Raw genomic sequence first — 14,247 nt, 5'->3', positions numbered from 1 at the left:
CACCCCTCTCCTTGTGAAGGAGAGGGGAAAGGGTAAAGTTGAACATCTTTGACATCTCCCAGCTTTGAAAAAAACTGGGATTCTAAGCAGTTGTCACTCCGTAGTCTAAAGACATACTGCGTGACATTGTTTGCTTGCGATAAGACCTTTTTAGATTACTAAAAATATCGTACCGTTTGGGGTGTGTCAAAGCACCCCGTTTAATTATTTCAAAAGCTAGTTTTGCGATGCCGGAGTTAATAAAAATCTGGTCGGCAACCTTTCGTAGAATGTTAGATGCTGCATTTAAATCTGCATGAATCAATAAACCGTCTTTTGTGCGGTATACATCTCTACTAATTCTTTTACCTGATGGCTTCCATTCTATGGGTTTTGCACCGTATTGATGTAATTCATCATTATCAATAAAAGAAGCTTTAGAAGTATACTCCTCAGTGGTTATGTGGAATCTAATACCATATTCTTCACACAATTGTCTTAACCTCTCAATAAGTCTTTTGGTTGGCATTGAAACAACTTCATAATTATTGTTTCTACCAATATTAATGTTGGTTTTATTTCCCTCATTCCAACCAATTACTAAATTCCCGATACCGTCTTTTAAGCATTTATTGATGATAAACCTAGCGGCTTTATTTACTGCATCTCTGACTTGTAAATTGCGTTTTGCTGTGATTCTATCAAGGTAATTGTCCCAGTATCTACTAGGTTTGTTTTTCTTATGTTGCTGTACTTGATTTCGATATTTATGGAGTGCAGTTTTTAGCTGTGGAGATTCAACAATAAAACTTTTACCAAGGGTAGTAACTGCTGACAACCAAAACTTTACACCGTGATCAATGCTAATTGCATGATTGTAGTTAAGACTCTTATTATTTATAATTGGCTGTTTACCATCGTCTATCACCCAATCAACCCAAAACTCTCCACGACTAGGACGAATAATTACTTCTTTAATCCAATCAAAGCTAATAAATTCGGGCAAAATAAGCTTAATTGATGTTATTAATTCAGGCTTTGTTGCTTTACTGATTGAGGGATAAATATAACCATTATGACAAGCCAAGGCTTGTTTTGGGAACGTAACTGCGAATAAACCACCAGACTTTCTGTACTTGGGAATTGATGGCCTACTGCCATCTCCTAAGTAATACTTATCCACTAATTTATTGTAACTAGTTATTGATTCTCCTACTAACTTTAATGTTTGTTGTGCAGCTTGTGCAGCCAATGAAAAGTAGTGAATGCAAGTTTTAAGCTGTTTATCTAAATGATAATAATTAGTTTCTAATCTGTAAGTTTTCCAACCACTTCTAAGTTCATCTCCACACCAGTAAGTTGTATTAGCCTTTCTTTCAAGTAGCATTGCATAATGATTCTGGCGTGCCAGATAAATAGCAGAGTTATATAAACTGTTTGAATGCTCACACTGATCTACCCAGAAAGCTTTTTCTTCATCCGTAAATTTTGCTTTTATTGGAACTGTTTTGTACACTTGACCACCTCCTTGTTTATTAATATAGTTGATTCAACATAAATAATCAACAAAAAACCCTGATATAAAATGGCTAAGTTGTCAGCGTCAGATTATGAATACAGAAGGGCTGAAAAATCCGTGTCATCGATAAATTATCACTTTGTGTTTGTCCCAAAAAGACGTAAAGCAGTATTAGTTAATGAAATCGCTATGCGGCTACAGGAAATTATTTTTGAGTTAGTAAAAGAACATGGCTGGAGATTAATCGCTCTTGAAGTGATGCCAGATCATGTACATATGTTTATCAACTCACCGCCACATGAGTCAGCTTCTCAAATTGCAAAGTGGGTTAAGGGTAGAGCATCTAATATTCTAAGGAAGGAATATCCACAGTTAAAAAAATTACCTACTTTGTGGAGTCCTAGTTACTTTGTAGCTACTACAGGACAAGTAAGTACCGACGTTATTCGTAAGTATATTGAGAACCAAACTAGTAAATAAAAGAAACACGGAAAGTTAAAACTTTACCTGTCCGTTTCATCCCCTGGTTATAAACCAGGGGTTCTCACGTCCCAAGATATTTTGATAGTGCTATATTTCCAATTCCCAATGCCCTATTCCCAATATTTTATTTTAAAGCTGCCGGAGGTGAAGATTTTCTAACTAAACCAATTAAAGCTAGTAATGCAACTACGTAGGGAAGCATAATTAAAAATTGATATGGTACGTTCACTCCTAAAGCCTGTATTCTTAACTGTAAAGCTTCGGTTGCTCCAAATAATAAGCTTGCGAAACTAGTTCCTATAGGATGCCATCTACCAAAAATTAAAGCAGCTATAGCAATAAATCCTTTTCCTGATGTCATTCCTTCAGCAAAATATTTTATCTGTACCAAACTCAAATAAGCTCCTCCCAAACTAGCAATACAGCCACTTGCTATTACTGCTAAATAACGTACCTTAGAAACTGAAATTCCCGCAGTATCGGCAGCTTGGGGATATTCTCCGATGGCGCGTAAACTCAAACCGGGGCTGGTATGAAACAAGAAATATGTACTAAAAATAATTAAAATTATCAACGAATATACAAAAATATCTTGTTGAAACAAAATGCCGATAACAGGTATGCTTGCCAGCCAGGGAATATTAATTGCTTCAATTCCCGCTAATCTTTGAGCGCTACCACCATCAAACACCAACCGCGCCAAAAATGATGTTAATCCACCCGCTACTAAATTAATTGCCAATCCAGACACCAACTGATTAACCCCCAAACTCACGCACAAAAAAGCATGAAGTAAACCCACCATTCCCCCAGCAACAACAGCAGCCAATACTCCCAGCCAAGGATTACCAGTGTAAAAAGCAGCCACCGCACTGGAAAAAGCCCCAGTCAATAACATTCCTTCCAAAGCAATATTTAATATACCCCCACGCTCCGAATACATTCCACCCAAAGCCGCAAACGCCAAAGGCACAGCTAAACGGATACTGGATGCTAGGTAATCGGATATTGGGAATTGGGGATTGGGCATTGGTAATTGGGAATTGGTAATGGGTAATTGGTAATTGGTAATTGGGTTTTTTTTAGTTTAGAAAATTAAAAGGGAGCAAGATGCTCCCACTACGAATACTAATATAATTTTCATTTTCATATAATTTTCATTTTCCCATGCCCCATGCCCCATGCCCCATGCCCCATACCCAATTACCATTCTTTCGATTCCAATGCTAAACCAATGGCAATAAACAATACCGTTAATCCTTGAATTGCCAACACTACCGTTACCGGTACTCCCGCACTACGCTGCATAACATTAGCACCACTCCGCAATGCTGCGAAAAACAAAGAAGCTAAAACCACACCCAACACGTTACCACGACTGAGAAATGCTATCGCGATCGCGTCAAATCCATAGCCCGGTGAAACTTCCTCAAATAACCGATATTTCAAACCCATGACTTCACAACTACCAGCTAAACCAGCCAATCCTCCCGCCAAAGTCATCACTAAAATTACGGTACTTTTTACAGAAATTCCCGCATAATTAGAAGCTATCGGATTAAATCCCACCGCTGTTATCTGATAACCAAAAGGAGTACGCTGCAATAATATCCACAAAATTACAGCTACTAACAAAGCTAAAATAATTCCTGCACTTGCCAAACCTCCCGGCAACATCGGTAGTTGAGCAGATTTTGCAATCAATTCTGAATAAGGGCTGGGGGCATTTTCTGCTTTTAGGGGATTCTGCACCAAATAACTGATTAAATTAACCGCAATATAATTCAACAACAAAGTTGTAATTACTTCATTAACACCGCGAATTGCTTTTAAATAACCTGGAATCCAACCCCAAACCGCACCAAATAAAAATCCTACCAATAATCCCAAAGGCATATGAATAAATGCCGGTACTTTGACGTACAAACCTACCAAAGTACTTCCCAAAGCACCGAGATAGATTTGCCCTTCTCCACCAATGTTAAATTGTCCGGCTTTTAACGCTATCAATACTCCCAAACTAGTAAATAATAAAGGAGTCATCCTAGTCAAAGTATTGCCAAACCCGAAATAATCAAACAGCGATTCTTGGAAAAGCGCCGTATATGCCGCGATAGGATTTGCACCAGCCATTAAAATCAGAATTGCACCAACTAGTAAAGCCGATGCAATGGCAATTATTGGTGAGAGGATTGGTAGTAAGGATTTATAGGGGTTGGTTTTTGTCCGAGAGGTCATTTTTTATTCAATGACTTCAAAATTCGTAACTGAAAGAAATAGTTCTTCGTCAGCTAACTGAAATTTGTAGTCAATACTAATATTGGTTGGATAACCAAATTTAGCATCATATTCCACGTCTAAGCGATCTGCTCTACGATTGATTGCATCTCGAATTACGTTGAAAAGCTTGGGTATTGTATCGAAATTTTGGAAAAAATCGGGATTAGCTTCTTCACCGGTAGCTTCAGAAGTGACAGAAACTGTTTTACCGTTACGTACTTCAATAATAACAGGACCTCTAGCTTCAGGTACACAAAAGCAACTGTTACTGAGAGTATAGCGATAGTTGGTAATTTTTTGTTTCCTCCACAATCTTCGATTAAATCTTAATTTTCGTATCTCCAATCTCAAAGACTTAGTATTACCGCCCAGTTGTGATTCTTCTATTCGCTCGGGAGCTTGAGATATTGCTGGCAAGGTAAAGCCTATAGAAAACAGTAGAGCAGAACCAATAGCAACAGTAGATAAACGAATATTAAAATGTACTTAAACGAACAACATCAATGATTTTAGTTAAATAAAACCTTCATCAATATAATATTGTCCGGTATTATTTTATCTTCGACTTAAAAATACTTAAAAACATATTTGCTTGACTACTTATGATTAATTAAACATTAGGTATAAGTGTCTTTTTTGAATCTCTAAATATTTGGTTATTTTCCGAATGTATAACGATTTGATTTTACTGAAGTTGATTCTTCTTGCAACATTCTCAACACCGCCTTGGAATGAATTCCCAGGCTAATACATAAAGTCGTCTAAAGACGACTAGATAATACTTTTAGTGCGTTTCAACGTACTATGGCGTTCCGCCACGCTTCGCTAACGCATATCAGCCTTGAAATTGATTTCTAGGCGGGTATTTGGGCATAATGACAATGGCGAAAGATGTCAGACAAATACGACTGGACAAGACTTTGATTCTGCTAAAGTAACAAAAGGCTATCAAACTTAATACTTTGTCTCGAAAGAAGATGAAAATATAAAAATCTTTAAGATAATGAATTTTCAGCTTGTACTAACAACAAAATTGTACTTGCAGTCATATTAAGCTGGTAAGATGCAAAATATTCTGGTACTGTAATTTGCTGAGAACCTTGACCATGCCCTCCAAGTTTATTTCTGACAGTGGGAATACCACTTTCAAGGTTTTGTCTGAGAGATGATAATTGAGTTTCTAAAAAGATAGGTATGAGATTATTATTGAAGCAAATACCAATCAATTTTTTAGCTGTATCTCTAGATTCGTATGCCCAACCTTGATTATCACAAATAGTTTTCATAGTGCTTTCTAAAGCTTTGAGACAGTCGTTGAGACATTCTTTATAACGCTTATGTCTGTAGTGTTCGTGCGCTTGTAAAAATTCTTCGTTTGCACCTTTAAATCTCGCATCGTTGAGTAAGTGCAAAGCTGGTTTAATCGCATTATCATGAATAATTTGAGAATCTACTCTAATAATTTGCCCAGATTCATACTGATAGCCTACTCCATGTTCTTTAAACCTAGCGTTTAATTCTTTTATTGCTTGATCGGGTGTAATTTTCGGTTGAACAATATATATTAATTTATCTTCCCTATAATATCTATCAATCAACTGAAAACCTAATTCTACGACATCCAGGACTTCTTCTGTATTACTAATATTTAACACAAAATTCCTCACATCGTTCATATAATAGTTGATATCGTTGAAAAACGGTTTATCTACAAGAAAAAGTTTGCCGTATTCACGACATAAAATTTCATGAATTGCCTTATAGCTTGCTTGAGTTTCCGAATGTTTATTGTCTCCTAGTGCATCATTCATAATATGAATAATCTGCACTCTCAACCCTTCAGGGATATTATCATATTGATAAATATCAGGTACTTCTCCCCGAAGCCTTTTTTGACGTTTTGAAAAATTTTCGATAGGCATAATTAATAATATAAAAAGATACAATACAAAAATACTGTATTAAGATTATAAAGTTTAAATTATACTATTACTCGTCATATTTTATTGCTTATACCATTTCTTTATAAAGATGCACCGAATGTAGCCCACACAGGTGGGCTTTATTTGTGTAGCCCCACTCTTCCAGAGTGAGGGCGATTTGGCTTTCTCTCCCCATCACTCCATCACCCCATCCCTTCCCCCTCCCATCAACAAACCAACTTCTTCCAATGTTGCTGTCTGGGCATCTAATACACCAACAAATTCACCACGATACATGACTGCAATGCGATCGCTAATTGCCATGACTTCTTCCAACTCTGTAGAAATATATACAATGGCGGCTCCTCTGGTTCTTTCTTGCAATAACCTTTGCTGTACTGTTTCGGTGGCTCCGACATCTAAACCTCTGGTGGGCTGCATGGCTACAATTAGTACGGGGTTATTGGCTAATTCTCTTGCTAAAACTACCTTTTGTTGGTTGCCTCCGGAAAGCTGGCTGACTTTTATCTGAGTTTCCGCACCCCGAATATCAAATTCTTCAATTGCTGAGGTTGCCCGATTTTGAATTGTTTGGGGTTGTAATAAAAAGTGACGACAAAACGGTAATTTTCTAAAAGCTTTCAAAATTAAGTTTTGAGCAATATTAAACTGTAATATCAAACCCATTTTTTGCCTATCTTCGGGAATGTAAGCTGTATTTGAATTTTGATGAAATTTGAGTTCCCCGGCTTTGATTTTGCGGATTTTTGCTAAAGCATCGGCTAATTCTCGCTGCCCGTTTCCATCAACTCCAGCGATTCCTAAAATCTCTCCTTCTCGTAGTTGAAAAGATATATTATTGACGGCAATTACACCTCTATCGTCTGCTACTTGCAAATTATTTACCGATAAAACCACTTTTCCAGGAGTAACGGGGGATTTAGTCAACTGAAAATCAATTTCCCTACCAACCATTAATGCAGCTAATTCGGAAGCGGTAGTTTCTAATATTTTTCTATTAGCTACTACTTTCCCCTTTCGTAAAACGGTAACTGTATCGCAAAGAGCTATTACTTCTTCGAGTTTATGGCTGATAAAAATAATCGTATTGCCAGCAGCAGCAAGTTGACGCAGAATTTCAATTAAGGATTTAACTTCTATGGGTGTTAAAACTGCGGTTGGTTCATCAAGAATCAATAATTTAGCTTGACGGTAAAGTATTTTGAGAATTTCTACTCTTTGTTGGGTGCCTACTGGTAAATCTTCAACTTTTGCTTTCGGATTAACTTCTAATCCATAAGAGTTAGATAAATCAGCTATTTGTTGATATTTTTTTTTAAGATTTAACCGTAAATTTTTATCAATTCCAAGAATAATATTTTCGGTAACGCTTAATTGCGGTACGAGCATGAAATGTTGATAAATCGTACCGATACCAAGTTTTATCGCTGTGTGTGCGGATGTAATTTTGACGGGTTTATCTTCTAAATAAATTTGACCGCTATCTGGTTGAAAAACACCGCTAACGATATTCATTAAAGTGCTTTTACCGGCACCATTTTCTCCTAAGATAGCGTGAATTTTTCCAGGTTCTATTTCAAAGTTGATATTATCGTTAGCAACAAAAGAGCCAAAGGATTTTGTAATATTTTCTAAACGTAAAAATGACATTTTTTTATTTATAGTTAAAAATTATTTTAACCTTGCTCTAAATCCTTTTGCGCTAGGATATAAGCCTCTCAAGCAAGAAAATTTTATCAGTTCCCTTTTATTTCGTTATCAAGTCGGCGTTAAAGCGCTGAAGCGCAACTACGAACCAAAAAAAATGCCTCCCGATTGCTCGGAAGGCATTTTTTATGTAGAGACGTAAAATATCACGTCTCAAAATTATTCAATTATTAACCGTTGATTGCGGGAGCGCTTACTGCAACAGGTGCAGTTTCACCAGCAGCCAAGTCTAAGGGGAAGTTGTGTGCATTTCTTTCGTGCATTACTTCCATACCCAAGTTAGCTCTGTTCAATACATCAGCCCAGGTATTTACAACTCTACCGCTAGAATCGATTACAGACTGGTTGAAGTTGAAACCGTTCAAGTTGAACGCCATGGTGCTGATTCCCAAAGCGGTGAACCAGATTCCGACTACAGGCCAAGCAGCTAAGAAGAAGTGCAAGCTACGGCTGTTGTTGAAGGAAGCGTATTGGAAGATTAAACGACCAAAGTAACCGTGAGCAGCTACGATGTTGTAGGTTTCTTCTTCTTGACCGAATTTATAACCGTAGTTCTGAGATTCGGTTTCGGTTGTTTCACGTACCAAAGAGGAGGTTACCAAAGAACCGTGCATAGCACTGAACAAAGAACCACCAAATACACCAGCTACACCTAATTGGTGGAAGGGGTGCATCAAAATGTTGTGCTCAGCTTGGAACACGAACATGAAGTTGAAGGTACCAGAAATACCTAAAGGCATACCGTCAGAGAAAGAACCTTGTCCGATGGGGTAGATCAAGAATACTGCGGTTGCTGCTGCTACTGGAGCAGAGAAAGCAACACAGATCCAAGGACGCATACCCAAGCGGTAAGATAATTCCCACTCACGACCTAAGTAGCAAAATACGCCAATTAGGAAGTGGAAACATACCAATTGGTAAGGACCACCGTTATACAACCACTCATCTAGAGAAGCTGCTTCCCAGATTGGGTAGAAGTGTAAACCGATAGCGTTAGAAGAAGGAACAACTGCACCAGAGATGATGTTGTTTCCGTAAATCAAGGAACCTGCAACAGGCTCGCGGATACCATCGATGTCAACAGGAGGTGCTGCTACGAAGGCGATGATGAAACAGGTGATTGCAGAGAGTAGTGTAGGAATCATCAAGACACCAAACCAACCGATGTATAAACGGTTATTGGTGCTGGTAATCCATCCACAGAACTGCTCCCACGCAGATGCGCTTTCGCGTCTTTGTAATGTGGTTGTCATGGTTCAGATAATTGCGTTTGTCTTATATATATCGGTAAGCGTTTTTGCTTACCTACATTTATACATTAACGTGTATTTTACGTTTTGTAAAGTTTTTTTAATAAAGTTTGTTTTATAGGACTCATATGTTGGGCATATCAATCGATATATAACGCTACCTCACCCCGCGCTGTCGCGCACCCTCTCCTTATCAAAGAGAAGTGGAGCCAGGTGGTGGGACATTTTATTATCTGTAAGCGCCTTATCTACTAAAGGTTCTGAAACCAAACCCAAACTACGTTTCTTTTGATTCTCAGTTTTCTCATATAACTCTTAGGGTTACCTCATTTCTCATTCACTACTGCCTCAGCTTCATCGCTCATAGTAATAAGTAACGAAGAGAAAACACTAAACCCCAACAAGAGGTAACAACAAATGAAACTTAACAAACTAGCTGGATTCGGAATCGCATCAATCGTATTATTCGGCAGCGTCGGACAATTAGCACTCAACGCACAACCAGCCGAAGCACTCAAAGCAAGACAAAGTATTACAGTTGCAGCGAAATCCCAATCACTAATTGCATCCGGTAGCTTCGTAACCACAGAACAAGATCACCCCACCAACGGTACGGTTAAGATTGTGGAGAAAAACGGTAAGCGTTATCTGGAATTCAGTAAAGGATTCACCACAGCACGGGGACCAAAAGTAAGAGTTGTTTTACACCGCAAAAGCACCGTACCCGTTAACTTACAAGAAAAAAATTATGTAACCTTGGCTAACTTACAACGCTTCGATGGCGCTCAACGTTACGAAATTCCTGCCAACTTTGATTTAGATGACTTTAAATCTGTAGCGATTTGGTGTGAAGAGTTTAACGTCACCTTTGGTTTTGCTAGATTGCAAGGTGCTTAGTCTTTAACAGTTGTCAGTAAAAAGTTATTCGCGCCTGACAACTGCTCTTGCTTCACCGATTTAAAATTCACCTTTATATGTAAAATTTATCTTTATTTTCTTATTGCTCTAAAACCACACACACTATTCCATCAGCAGTTTTCCGGACAAAGCCGGATGCTGCTGATTTTTTATGTCGTAGGCGCACTCTTATTATTCACTTGTACCTTTTTCGAGAAAAATTTAGAAATACTGCATAAGCTTACAGAAGCTGACCCGATTAAAAGATGTGAGACACAAAAACCTCATTTTTTGGAATTTAAAGGAATTATTGACATGAAAAACGATAAATTAACAATCAATCTACGCCGTGCTTTGTTTAGTAGTGCAGCTTTAGTTTCAATGTTAGGAGGAATGATATTGACTCCTAGTTCAGCCGAGGCGATAAAAGTTAATGTTGCTTCCGCTAAGAAAGTTATAGCCTCTAAGCCAAAACCTAATCGCTTCTATAAGCTCACAACCATGTTTTTAGAGAAGGAAAACAAGTGCCTCGAAGGTAACAAGGTAGCTCGTGGTTCGACTCTCGGTGGAGCAGCATTTATGGATAACTGCCAAAACGTTTCAGGGCAGTCTTGGAAGTTGGTACCGGCTGGAAATGGTTACTTCCGTATGAAGACACAATTTCTAGAGAAGGAAAACAAGTGCCTTGAAGGTAATAGGTTTGCTCCTAATTCCACTTTGAAGGGAGCAGCATTTATGGACAACTGCCAAAACGTTACCGGACAGCTTTGGAAACTAATACCGGCAAGAAATGGATATTTTCGTTTGACAACAATGTTTCTAGAAAAGGAAAACAAGTGTCTTGAAGGTAACAAGTTTGCTCCTAGTTCGACTTTGAAAGGAGCAGCATTTATGGATAACTGCCAAAATGTTTCCGGACAGCTTTGGAAATTCAAGCCCATCCAAACAAGAAGGTAGTAAAACTATTACAAATTAAAACAGAAGAATATTGATTGAAGTAGTAATACCAATTTTGTATGAGGTTGCGCTTAATCGCCCATGTCCTTACGGACACGCTCCGCTAACAGCCTAGAAGGCTAGGGCTACTGCAACTAAGCTCGCCTGCGCGGGCTAAATTAGGCGCATCTTTATAAAGAAATGGTATAAGAAGTTAGAGATCCAAAATATAAGTATAGGAAATTGTACTCCCGAGACAAATCTATAGGTCAAATTTATCTTTACTTTCTTATTTTTCTGAACGAAGTTGCGCGAACAAAGTAGCCTAAATTAAACATCAGCAGCATCCAAATTTTATGTGGTGCTGCTTTTTGTATTTTAGGAATGGCCGCAACTGGCATATTTTTCTCGTAGGGTGCTGTGACACTGAATTGAATTTTTAACCCACCAATAAGGGTTGTGGTGTCACGCACCATCCGAATCTTGTGACAATTTCGTAAGTCCTGTATTTAAGCAATGTACTACTGTAACGCATTAAGTAAGTAATGAATTAATGATTGAAAAAGAACTAACTGTAAGTTTAACTGTTGATTTTCTCCAATCAATGTATCGTAAGTTGTCCGTGCTGGCTGCTAAAATTATTAGGTTTTTGCTGGATTAAGCCCTTGAAGAAGTGGATGATTAATTCAGTCATGCAGTAATTACTGAAGTGACGATATAGAAAAAGCAAATTGCTGAAGTTTCGTTTTAAAAAGGCGATCGCGCGGTTGGGAAAAAGTTAGTTGGTATTGAACTATACGGAGTAAGATGTCGAATTATTTGTTGAAATTGAGTTCTGTTTTGACAGTGTTGAGTTTGATGCTATGGTCGCATCTCATACCTCGTGTATATGCGGATGAGCCTGTAGAGGAGACAGGCATAACTATAGAAAAGCCCGATGCCTTTAATGATATTGCAAATCACTGGAGCCGCTATGTCATCAACTGGTTGGCTGGAAATAATCCGCAGAAGACTTCTTACTTAAAAGTTTCTGAGAATAATTTTCGACCGGGGTGTCCAATTACGCGAGGGGAGTGGGTTGCGATGTCAGCGAACATACTCGATTTAAAAAGCCGCCCCTCCGCACCAGGAAAGCAAGCTGCTAACGTTCCCAGATGTCCAGATATTCCTTCTTGGCGCTGTCCGTTTTCTGATATAAAAGCAACTGAGAGTTCCAATCCACCAGAACTCTTTGAGTATTATCAACCTACCTTTCATGCCTGGAGAACCGGAATGATATCCGGCTATAAAAATGGTACTTTCCTACCCAATCAGCCATTAAGTTATGCCGAAGCGATCGCATCACTAAACGGTAGTCTAAACCTAGTAGCGCAAATTGATAAGCGCAAGAAGCAAAGCGGCGAAAAACCATCAATCGTTGGTACTGACTATTTTATTAATGGCAGTGTAATGAAAGATAAGTGGTTTGCAAAGCCTCTCCACGGTGCATTGCTGGCTAATTTAGTAGCATTTGACTGGCCACTTGAATTTTACCCCGAAGATTCACTTAGTCGAGGCGAAGCTGCTGTAATCATGTATTTAATCCTTGCTTACAAAGGTGAAGCTAGCTTGGATAACCCAATTCTTAAGAAAGAAATAGTACCTAATAGCGGTGAATATGCATTTAGACGTATTCGCAAAGCCGGAGAAGTTGATTTTTCTTTTAGTCCGCCTTCTTTTAGACGACAGTGTAACAAGTAACCTTGAGATTTTATATTACTTTTATCGCACTCTAAAATTTCCGATAAAAATCTCTCCCTCCCTCATATCATGTCCGGTTAAACAGTTATCATATCTGTGGAGGCAAAGTAATAAGTAATGAGTAATTAGTAAAAGTTTATGTTGTTAAGGTTCGCCATCTTTTCAATAGAATTATATTGTAAGTAATTAACCAGACTTGGTATCACTCCCTCTCTCCCTCCCTCTCTCACTCCCTCACTCATTTTTAACCAATTTTTATTTGATTATTTAATATCCCCTGCTTTGCATCCATTACCTTCTTTTGAACATCTTCGGGTACCATATCACCAAATTTTCCCAAACTGAGAATATCTGACTTTTCTAAACCAATTTTGTAAATATCGCCTTTTAATTGTTTATTCTGTGCCAATTCTGCTATATAAGCTATTGCCAAATCCATTCTTTTGACAGCACTAGTTAATACTGCTTTCGGTGCAATTTCTAATTGGTCTTTTGTATTGCCAAAAGCATACACGCCTTTGTCCGCAGCAGTTTGTAATACGGCGGCTGAGGCATTATCTAACCACTGAAAAATGACATCAGCACCAGTTGAAATCAACGCTAGAGTTGCTTCTTTTGCTTTCGCAGCATCATTCCAATCTCCGGTAAAAGTAGAAGTAATTTTAATATTAGGATTAACTGACTTGGCTCCCAACTCTAAACCGCGCAATTCTTCCTCGGTTGCAGCAAATTTTTGTCCGGCAATATAAGCGATTTGATTTGATTTTGTCATCGAAGCGGCGACAATTCCACATAGATAACTAGCTTGCTGATGATTAATCCGTAAAGCCGCAATATTATCTCCTTTAACCGCACCATTAACAGCAATAAAAAACGAATCGGGAAATCTTGGTGCTACCTGTTGAATTGCTGCATCAAATTGTCCGCCGTGGGCAAATATAACATCATATTTCTTACGAGCAAAATCGGTTAATGCTTCTGTTTGTTCCGACTGAGGAATTTGTTCTAAAAAAGCAGTTTTCGCACCAAATTTTTCCCTTACTAATTGCACGCCCTCATAACCAGACTGATTCCAAGTCTTATCTGTAATCGCTCCCGGCAACGCGATCGCAACCTTAAAAGCTTCCTCACCATCATCTGTAGATGTGGAAGTTTGGTCATTGCTACAAGCTTTTAATAGTAAACTAGTACCAAAAACTGCGGAACTGTACCAAATAAATTTGCGACGACTAAAATTAATTGACATATATTTAATTAATTAGGAATTGGGAATTGGGAATTGGGAATTGGGGATTGGGGATTGGTAATTGGTAATTGGGGATTGGGCATTGGGCATTGGTAATTGGGCATTGGTAATTGGGCATTGGTAATTGGGCATTGGTAATTGGTAATTGGTAATTGGGAATTGGGAATTGGGAATTGGGCATTGGGCATTGGGCATTGGTAATTGGGAATTGGTAATTGGTAATTGGTAATGGGAAAGTGTTCACTGTTCACTGCTCACTGTTCACTA

The 14,247-nt window shown here is 38.3% G+C and carries 14 protein-coding genes; 4 read left to right on the top strand and 10 right to left on the bottom strand.

The features are described from left to right. Positions 1–82: 82 nt before the first annotated feature. A complete protein-coding gene (locus tag RIV7116_RS30250; protein WP_015117597.1) occupies positions 83–1,495 on the bottom strand; it encodes an RNA-guided endonuclease TnpB family protein in 1,413 nt (470 codons plus the stop codon). A 69-nt stretch (positions 1,496–1,564) separates the two neighbouring features. On the opposite strand from RIV7116_RS30250, the gene tnpA reads away from it, so the two are divergent. Continuing rightward, entirely contained in the window at positions 1,565–1,978 is a 414-nt protein-coding gene (gene tnpA, locus RIV7116_RS30245) for an IS200/IS605 family transposase (RefSeq protein WP_015117596.1), read from the top strand. 127 nt (positions 1,979–2,105) lie between these two features. On the opposite strand, the gene RIV7116_RS30240 is transcribed toward tnpA, so the two are convergent. The 6 genes from RIV7116_RS30240 to psbA all read right to left on the bottom strand — a co-directional run bounded on the left by RIV7116_RS30240 (position 2,106) and on the right by psbA (position 9,164). Continuing rightward, positions 2,106–3,011 carry an ABC transporter permease gene (locus RIV7116_RS30240; RefSeq protein ID WP_015122149.1) on the bottom strand — a complete coding sequence of 302 codons (906 nt, stop codon included), beginning with the start codon at positions 3,009–3,011 and terminating at the stop codon, positions 2,106–2,108. Positions 3,012–3,184: 173 nt separating this feature from the next. After that, on the bottom strand, positions 3,185–4,219 hold the full coding sequence (locus tag RIV7116_RS30235) for an ABC transporter permease (RefSeq protein ID WP_015122148.1): 1,035 nt from the start codon (positions 4,217–4,219) through the stop codon (positions 3,185–3,187). A 3-nt stretch (positions 4,220–4,222) separates the two neighbouring features. Then, positions 4,223–4,678: a DUF6174 domain-containing protein gene (locus RIV7116_RS30230; RefSeq protein ID WP_015122147.1), complete on the bottom strand. Its 456-nt coding sequence runs from the start codon at positions 4,676–4,678 to the stop codon at positions 4,223–4,225. Between the two features lie 578 nt (positions 4,679–5,256). After that, entirely contained in the window at positions 5,257–6,183 is a 927-nt protein-coding gene (locus tag RIV7116_RS30225) for an STM4504/CBY_0614 family protein (protein WP_015122146.1), read from the bottom strand. Between the two features lie 195 nt (positions 6,184–6,378). Continuing rightward, entirely contained in the window at positions 6,379–7,854 is a 1,476-nt protein-coding gene (locus RIV7116_RS30220) for an ABC transporter ATP-binding protein (RefSeq protein ID WP_015122145.1), read from the bottom strand. Between the two features lie 227 nt (positions 7,855–8,081). Continuing rightward, a complete protein-coding gene (gene psbA / locus RIV7116_RS30215) occupies positions 8,082–9,164 on the bottom strand; it encodes a photosystem II q(b) protein (RefSeq protein WP_015117135.1) in 1,083 nt (360 codons plus the stop codon). 414 nt (positions 9,165–9,578) lie between these two features. On the opposite strand from psbA, the gene RIV7116_RS30210 reads away from it, so the two are divergent. Together RIV7116_RS30210 and RIV7116_RS30205 are read left to right on the top strand one after the other, a co-directional pair. Next, positions 9,579–10,058, top strand: a complete 480-nt coding sequence (locus RIV7116_RS30210) for a DM13 domain-containing protein (RefSeq protein WP_015122144.1) — start codon at positions 9,579–9,581, stop codon at positions 10,056–10,058. 315 nt (positions 10,059–10,373) lie between these two features. Beyond that, positions 10,374–11,015, top strand: coding sequence for an RICIN domain-containing protein (locus RIV7116_RS30205; RefSeq protein WP_157229354.1), 642 nt, complete (start codon positions 10,374–10,376; stop codon positions 11,013–11,015). Positions 11,016–11,275: 260 nt separating this feature from the next. Here RIV7116_RS30205 and RIV7116_RS30200 read toward each other — a convergent pair whose 3' ends face one another. Continuing rightward, positions 11,276–11,470 carry a hypothetical protein gene (locus RIV7116_RS30200; RefSeq protein ID WP_015122142.1) on the bottom strand — a complete coding sequence of 65 codons (195 nt, stop codon included), beginning with the start codon at positions 11,468–11,470 and terminating at the stop codon, positions 11,276–11,278. Positions 11,471–11,801: 331 nt separating this feature from the next. Between RIV7116_RS30200 and RIV7116_RS30195 the strand changes: the two genes are divergently transcribed. Further along, positions 11,802–12,734 carry an S-layer homology domain-containing protein gene (locus tag RIV7116_RS30195; protein ID WP_015122141.1) on the top strand — a complete coding sequence of 311 codons (933 nt, stop codon included), beginning with the start codon at positions 11,802–11,804 and terminating at the stop codon, positions 12,732–12,734. 244 nt (positions 12,735–12,978) lie between these two features. Here RIV7116_RS30195 and RIV7116_RS30190 read toward each other — a convergent pair whose 3' ends face one another. Together RIV7116_RS30190 and RIV7116_RS36165 are read right to left on the bottom strand one after the other, a co-directional pair. After that, positions 12,979–13,980, bottom strand: a complete 1,002-nt coding sequence (locus RIV7116_RS30190) for a BMP family protein (protein WP_015122140.1) — start codon at positions 13,978–13,980, stop codon at positions 12,979–12,981. Positions 13,981–13,988: 8 nt separating this feature from the next. Further along, complete coding sequence (locus RIV7116_RS36165) at positions 13,989–14,168, bottom strand: hypothetical protein (RefSeq protein ID WP_198287562.1); 180 nt, start codon at positions 14,166–14,168, stop codon at positions 13,989–13,991. Between the last annotated feature and the right edge of the window lie 79 nt (positions 14,169–14,247).

The sequence above is a fragment of the Rivularia sp. PCC 7116 genome, assembly GCF_000316665.1.
GTDB lineage: Bacteria > Cyanobacteriota > Cyanobacteriia > Cyanobacteriales > Nostocaceae > Rivularia.
Note: the sequence above shows the minus strand (reverse complement) of the source record. Positions and strands in the feature narration are given on the sequence as shown.

What these genes read in the sequence shown, in the direction of transcription:
- tnpA (WP_015117596.1), top strand. Translation starts at nt 1,565, where the DNA reads ATGGCTAAGTTGTCAGCGTCAGATTATGAATACAGAAGGGCTGAAAAA.
- RIV7116_RS30240 (WP_015122149.1), bottom strand. Translation starts at nt 3,011, where the DNA reads ATGCCCAATCCCCAATTCCCAATATCCGATTACCTAGCATCCAGTATC.
- RIV7116_RS30235 (WP_015122148.1), bottom strand. Translation starts at nt 4,219, where the DNA reads ATGACCTCTCGGACAAAAACCAACCCCTATAAATCCTTACTACCAATC.
- RIV7116_RS30225 (WP_015122146.1), bottom strand. Translation starts at nt 6,183, where the DNA reads ATGCCTATCGAAAATTTTTCAAAACGTCAAAAAAGGCTTCGGGGAGAA.
- RIV7116_RS30220 (WP_015122145.1), bottom strand. Translation starts at nt 7,854, where the DNA reads ATGTCATTTTTACGTTTAGAAAATATTACAAAATCCTTTGGCTCTTTT.
- psbA (WP_015117135.1), bottom strand. Translation starts at nt 9,164, where the DNA reads ATGACAACCACATTACAAAGACGCGAAAGCGCATCTGCGTGGGAGCAG.
- RIV7116_RS30210 (WP_015122144.1), top strand. Translation starts at nt 9,579, where the DNA reads ATGAAACTTAACAAACTAGCTGGATTCGGAATCGCATCAATCGTATTA.
- RIV7116_RS30205 (WP_157229354.1), top strand. Translation starts at nt 10,374, where the DNA reads ATGAAAAACGATAAATTAACAATCAATCTACGCCGTGCTTTGTTTAGT.
- RIV7116_RS30200 (WP_015122142.1), bottom strand. Translation starts at nt 11,470, where the DNA reads ATGGTGCGTGACACCACAACCCTTATTGGTGGGTTAAAAATTCAATTC.
- RIV7116_RS30195 (WP_015122141.1), top strand. Translation starts at nt 11,802, where the DNA reads ATGTCGAATTATTTGTTGAAATTGAGTTCTGTTTTGACAGTGTTGAGT.
- RIV7116_RS30190 (WP_015122140.1), bottom strand. Translation starts at nt 13,980, where the DNA reads ATGTCAATTAATTTTAGTCGTCGCAAATTTATTTGGTACAGTTCCGCA.
- RIV7116_RS36165 (WP_198287562.1), bottom strand. Translation starts at nt 14,168, where the DNA reads ATGCCCAATGCCCAATTCCCAATTCCCAATTCCCAATTACCAATTACC.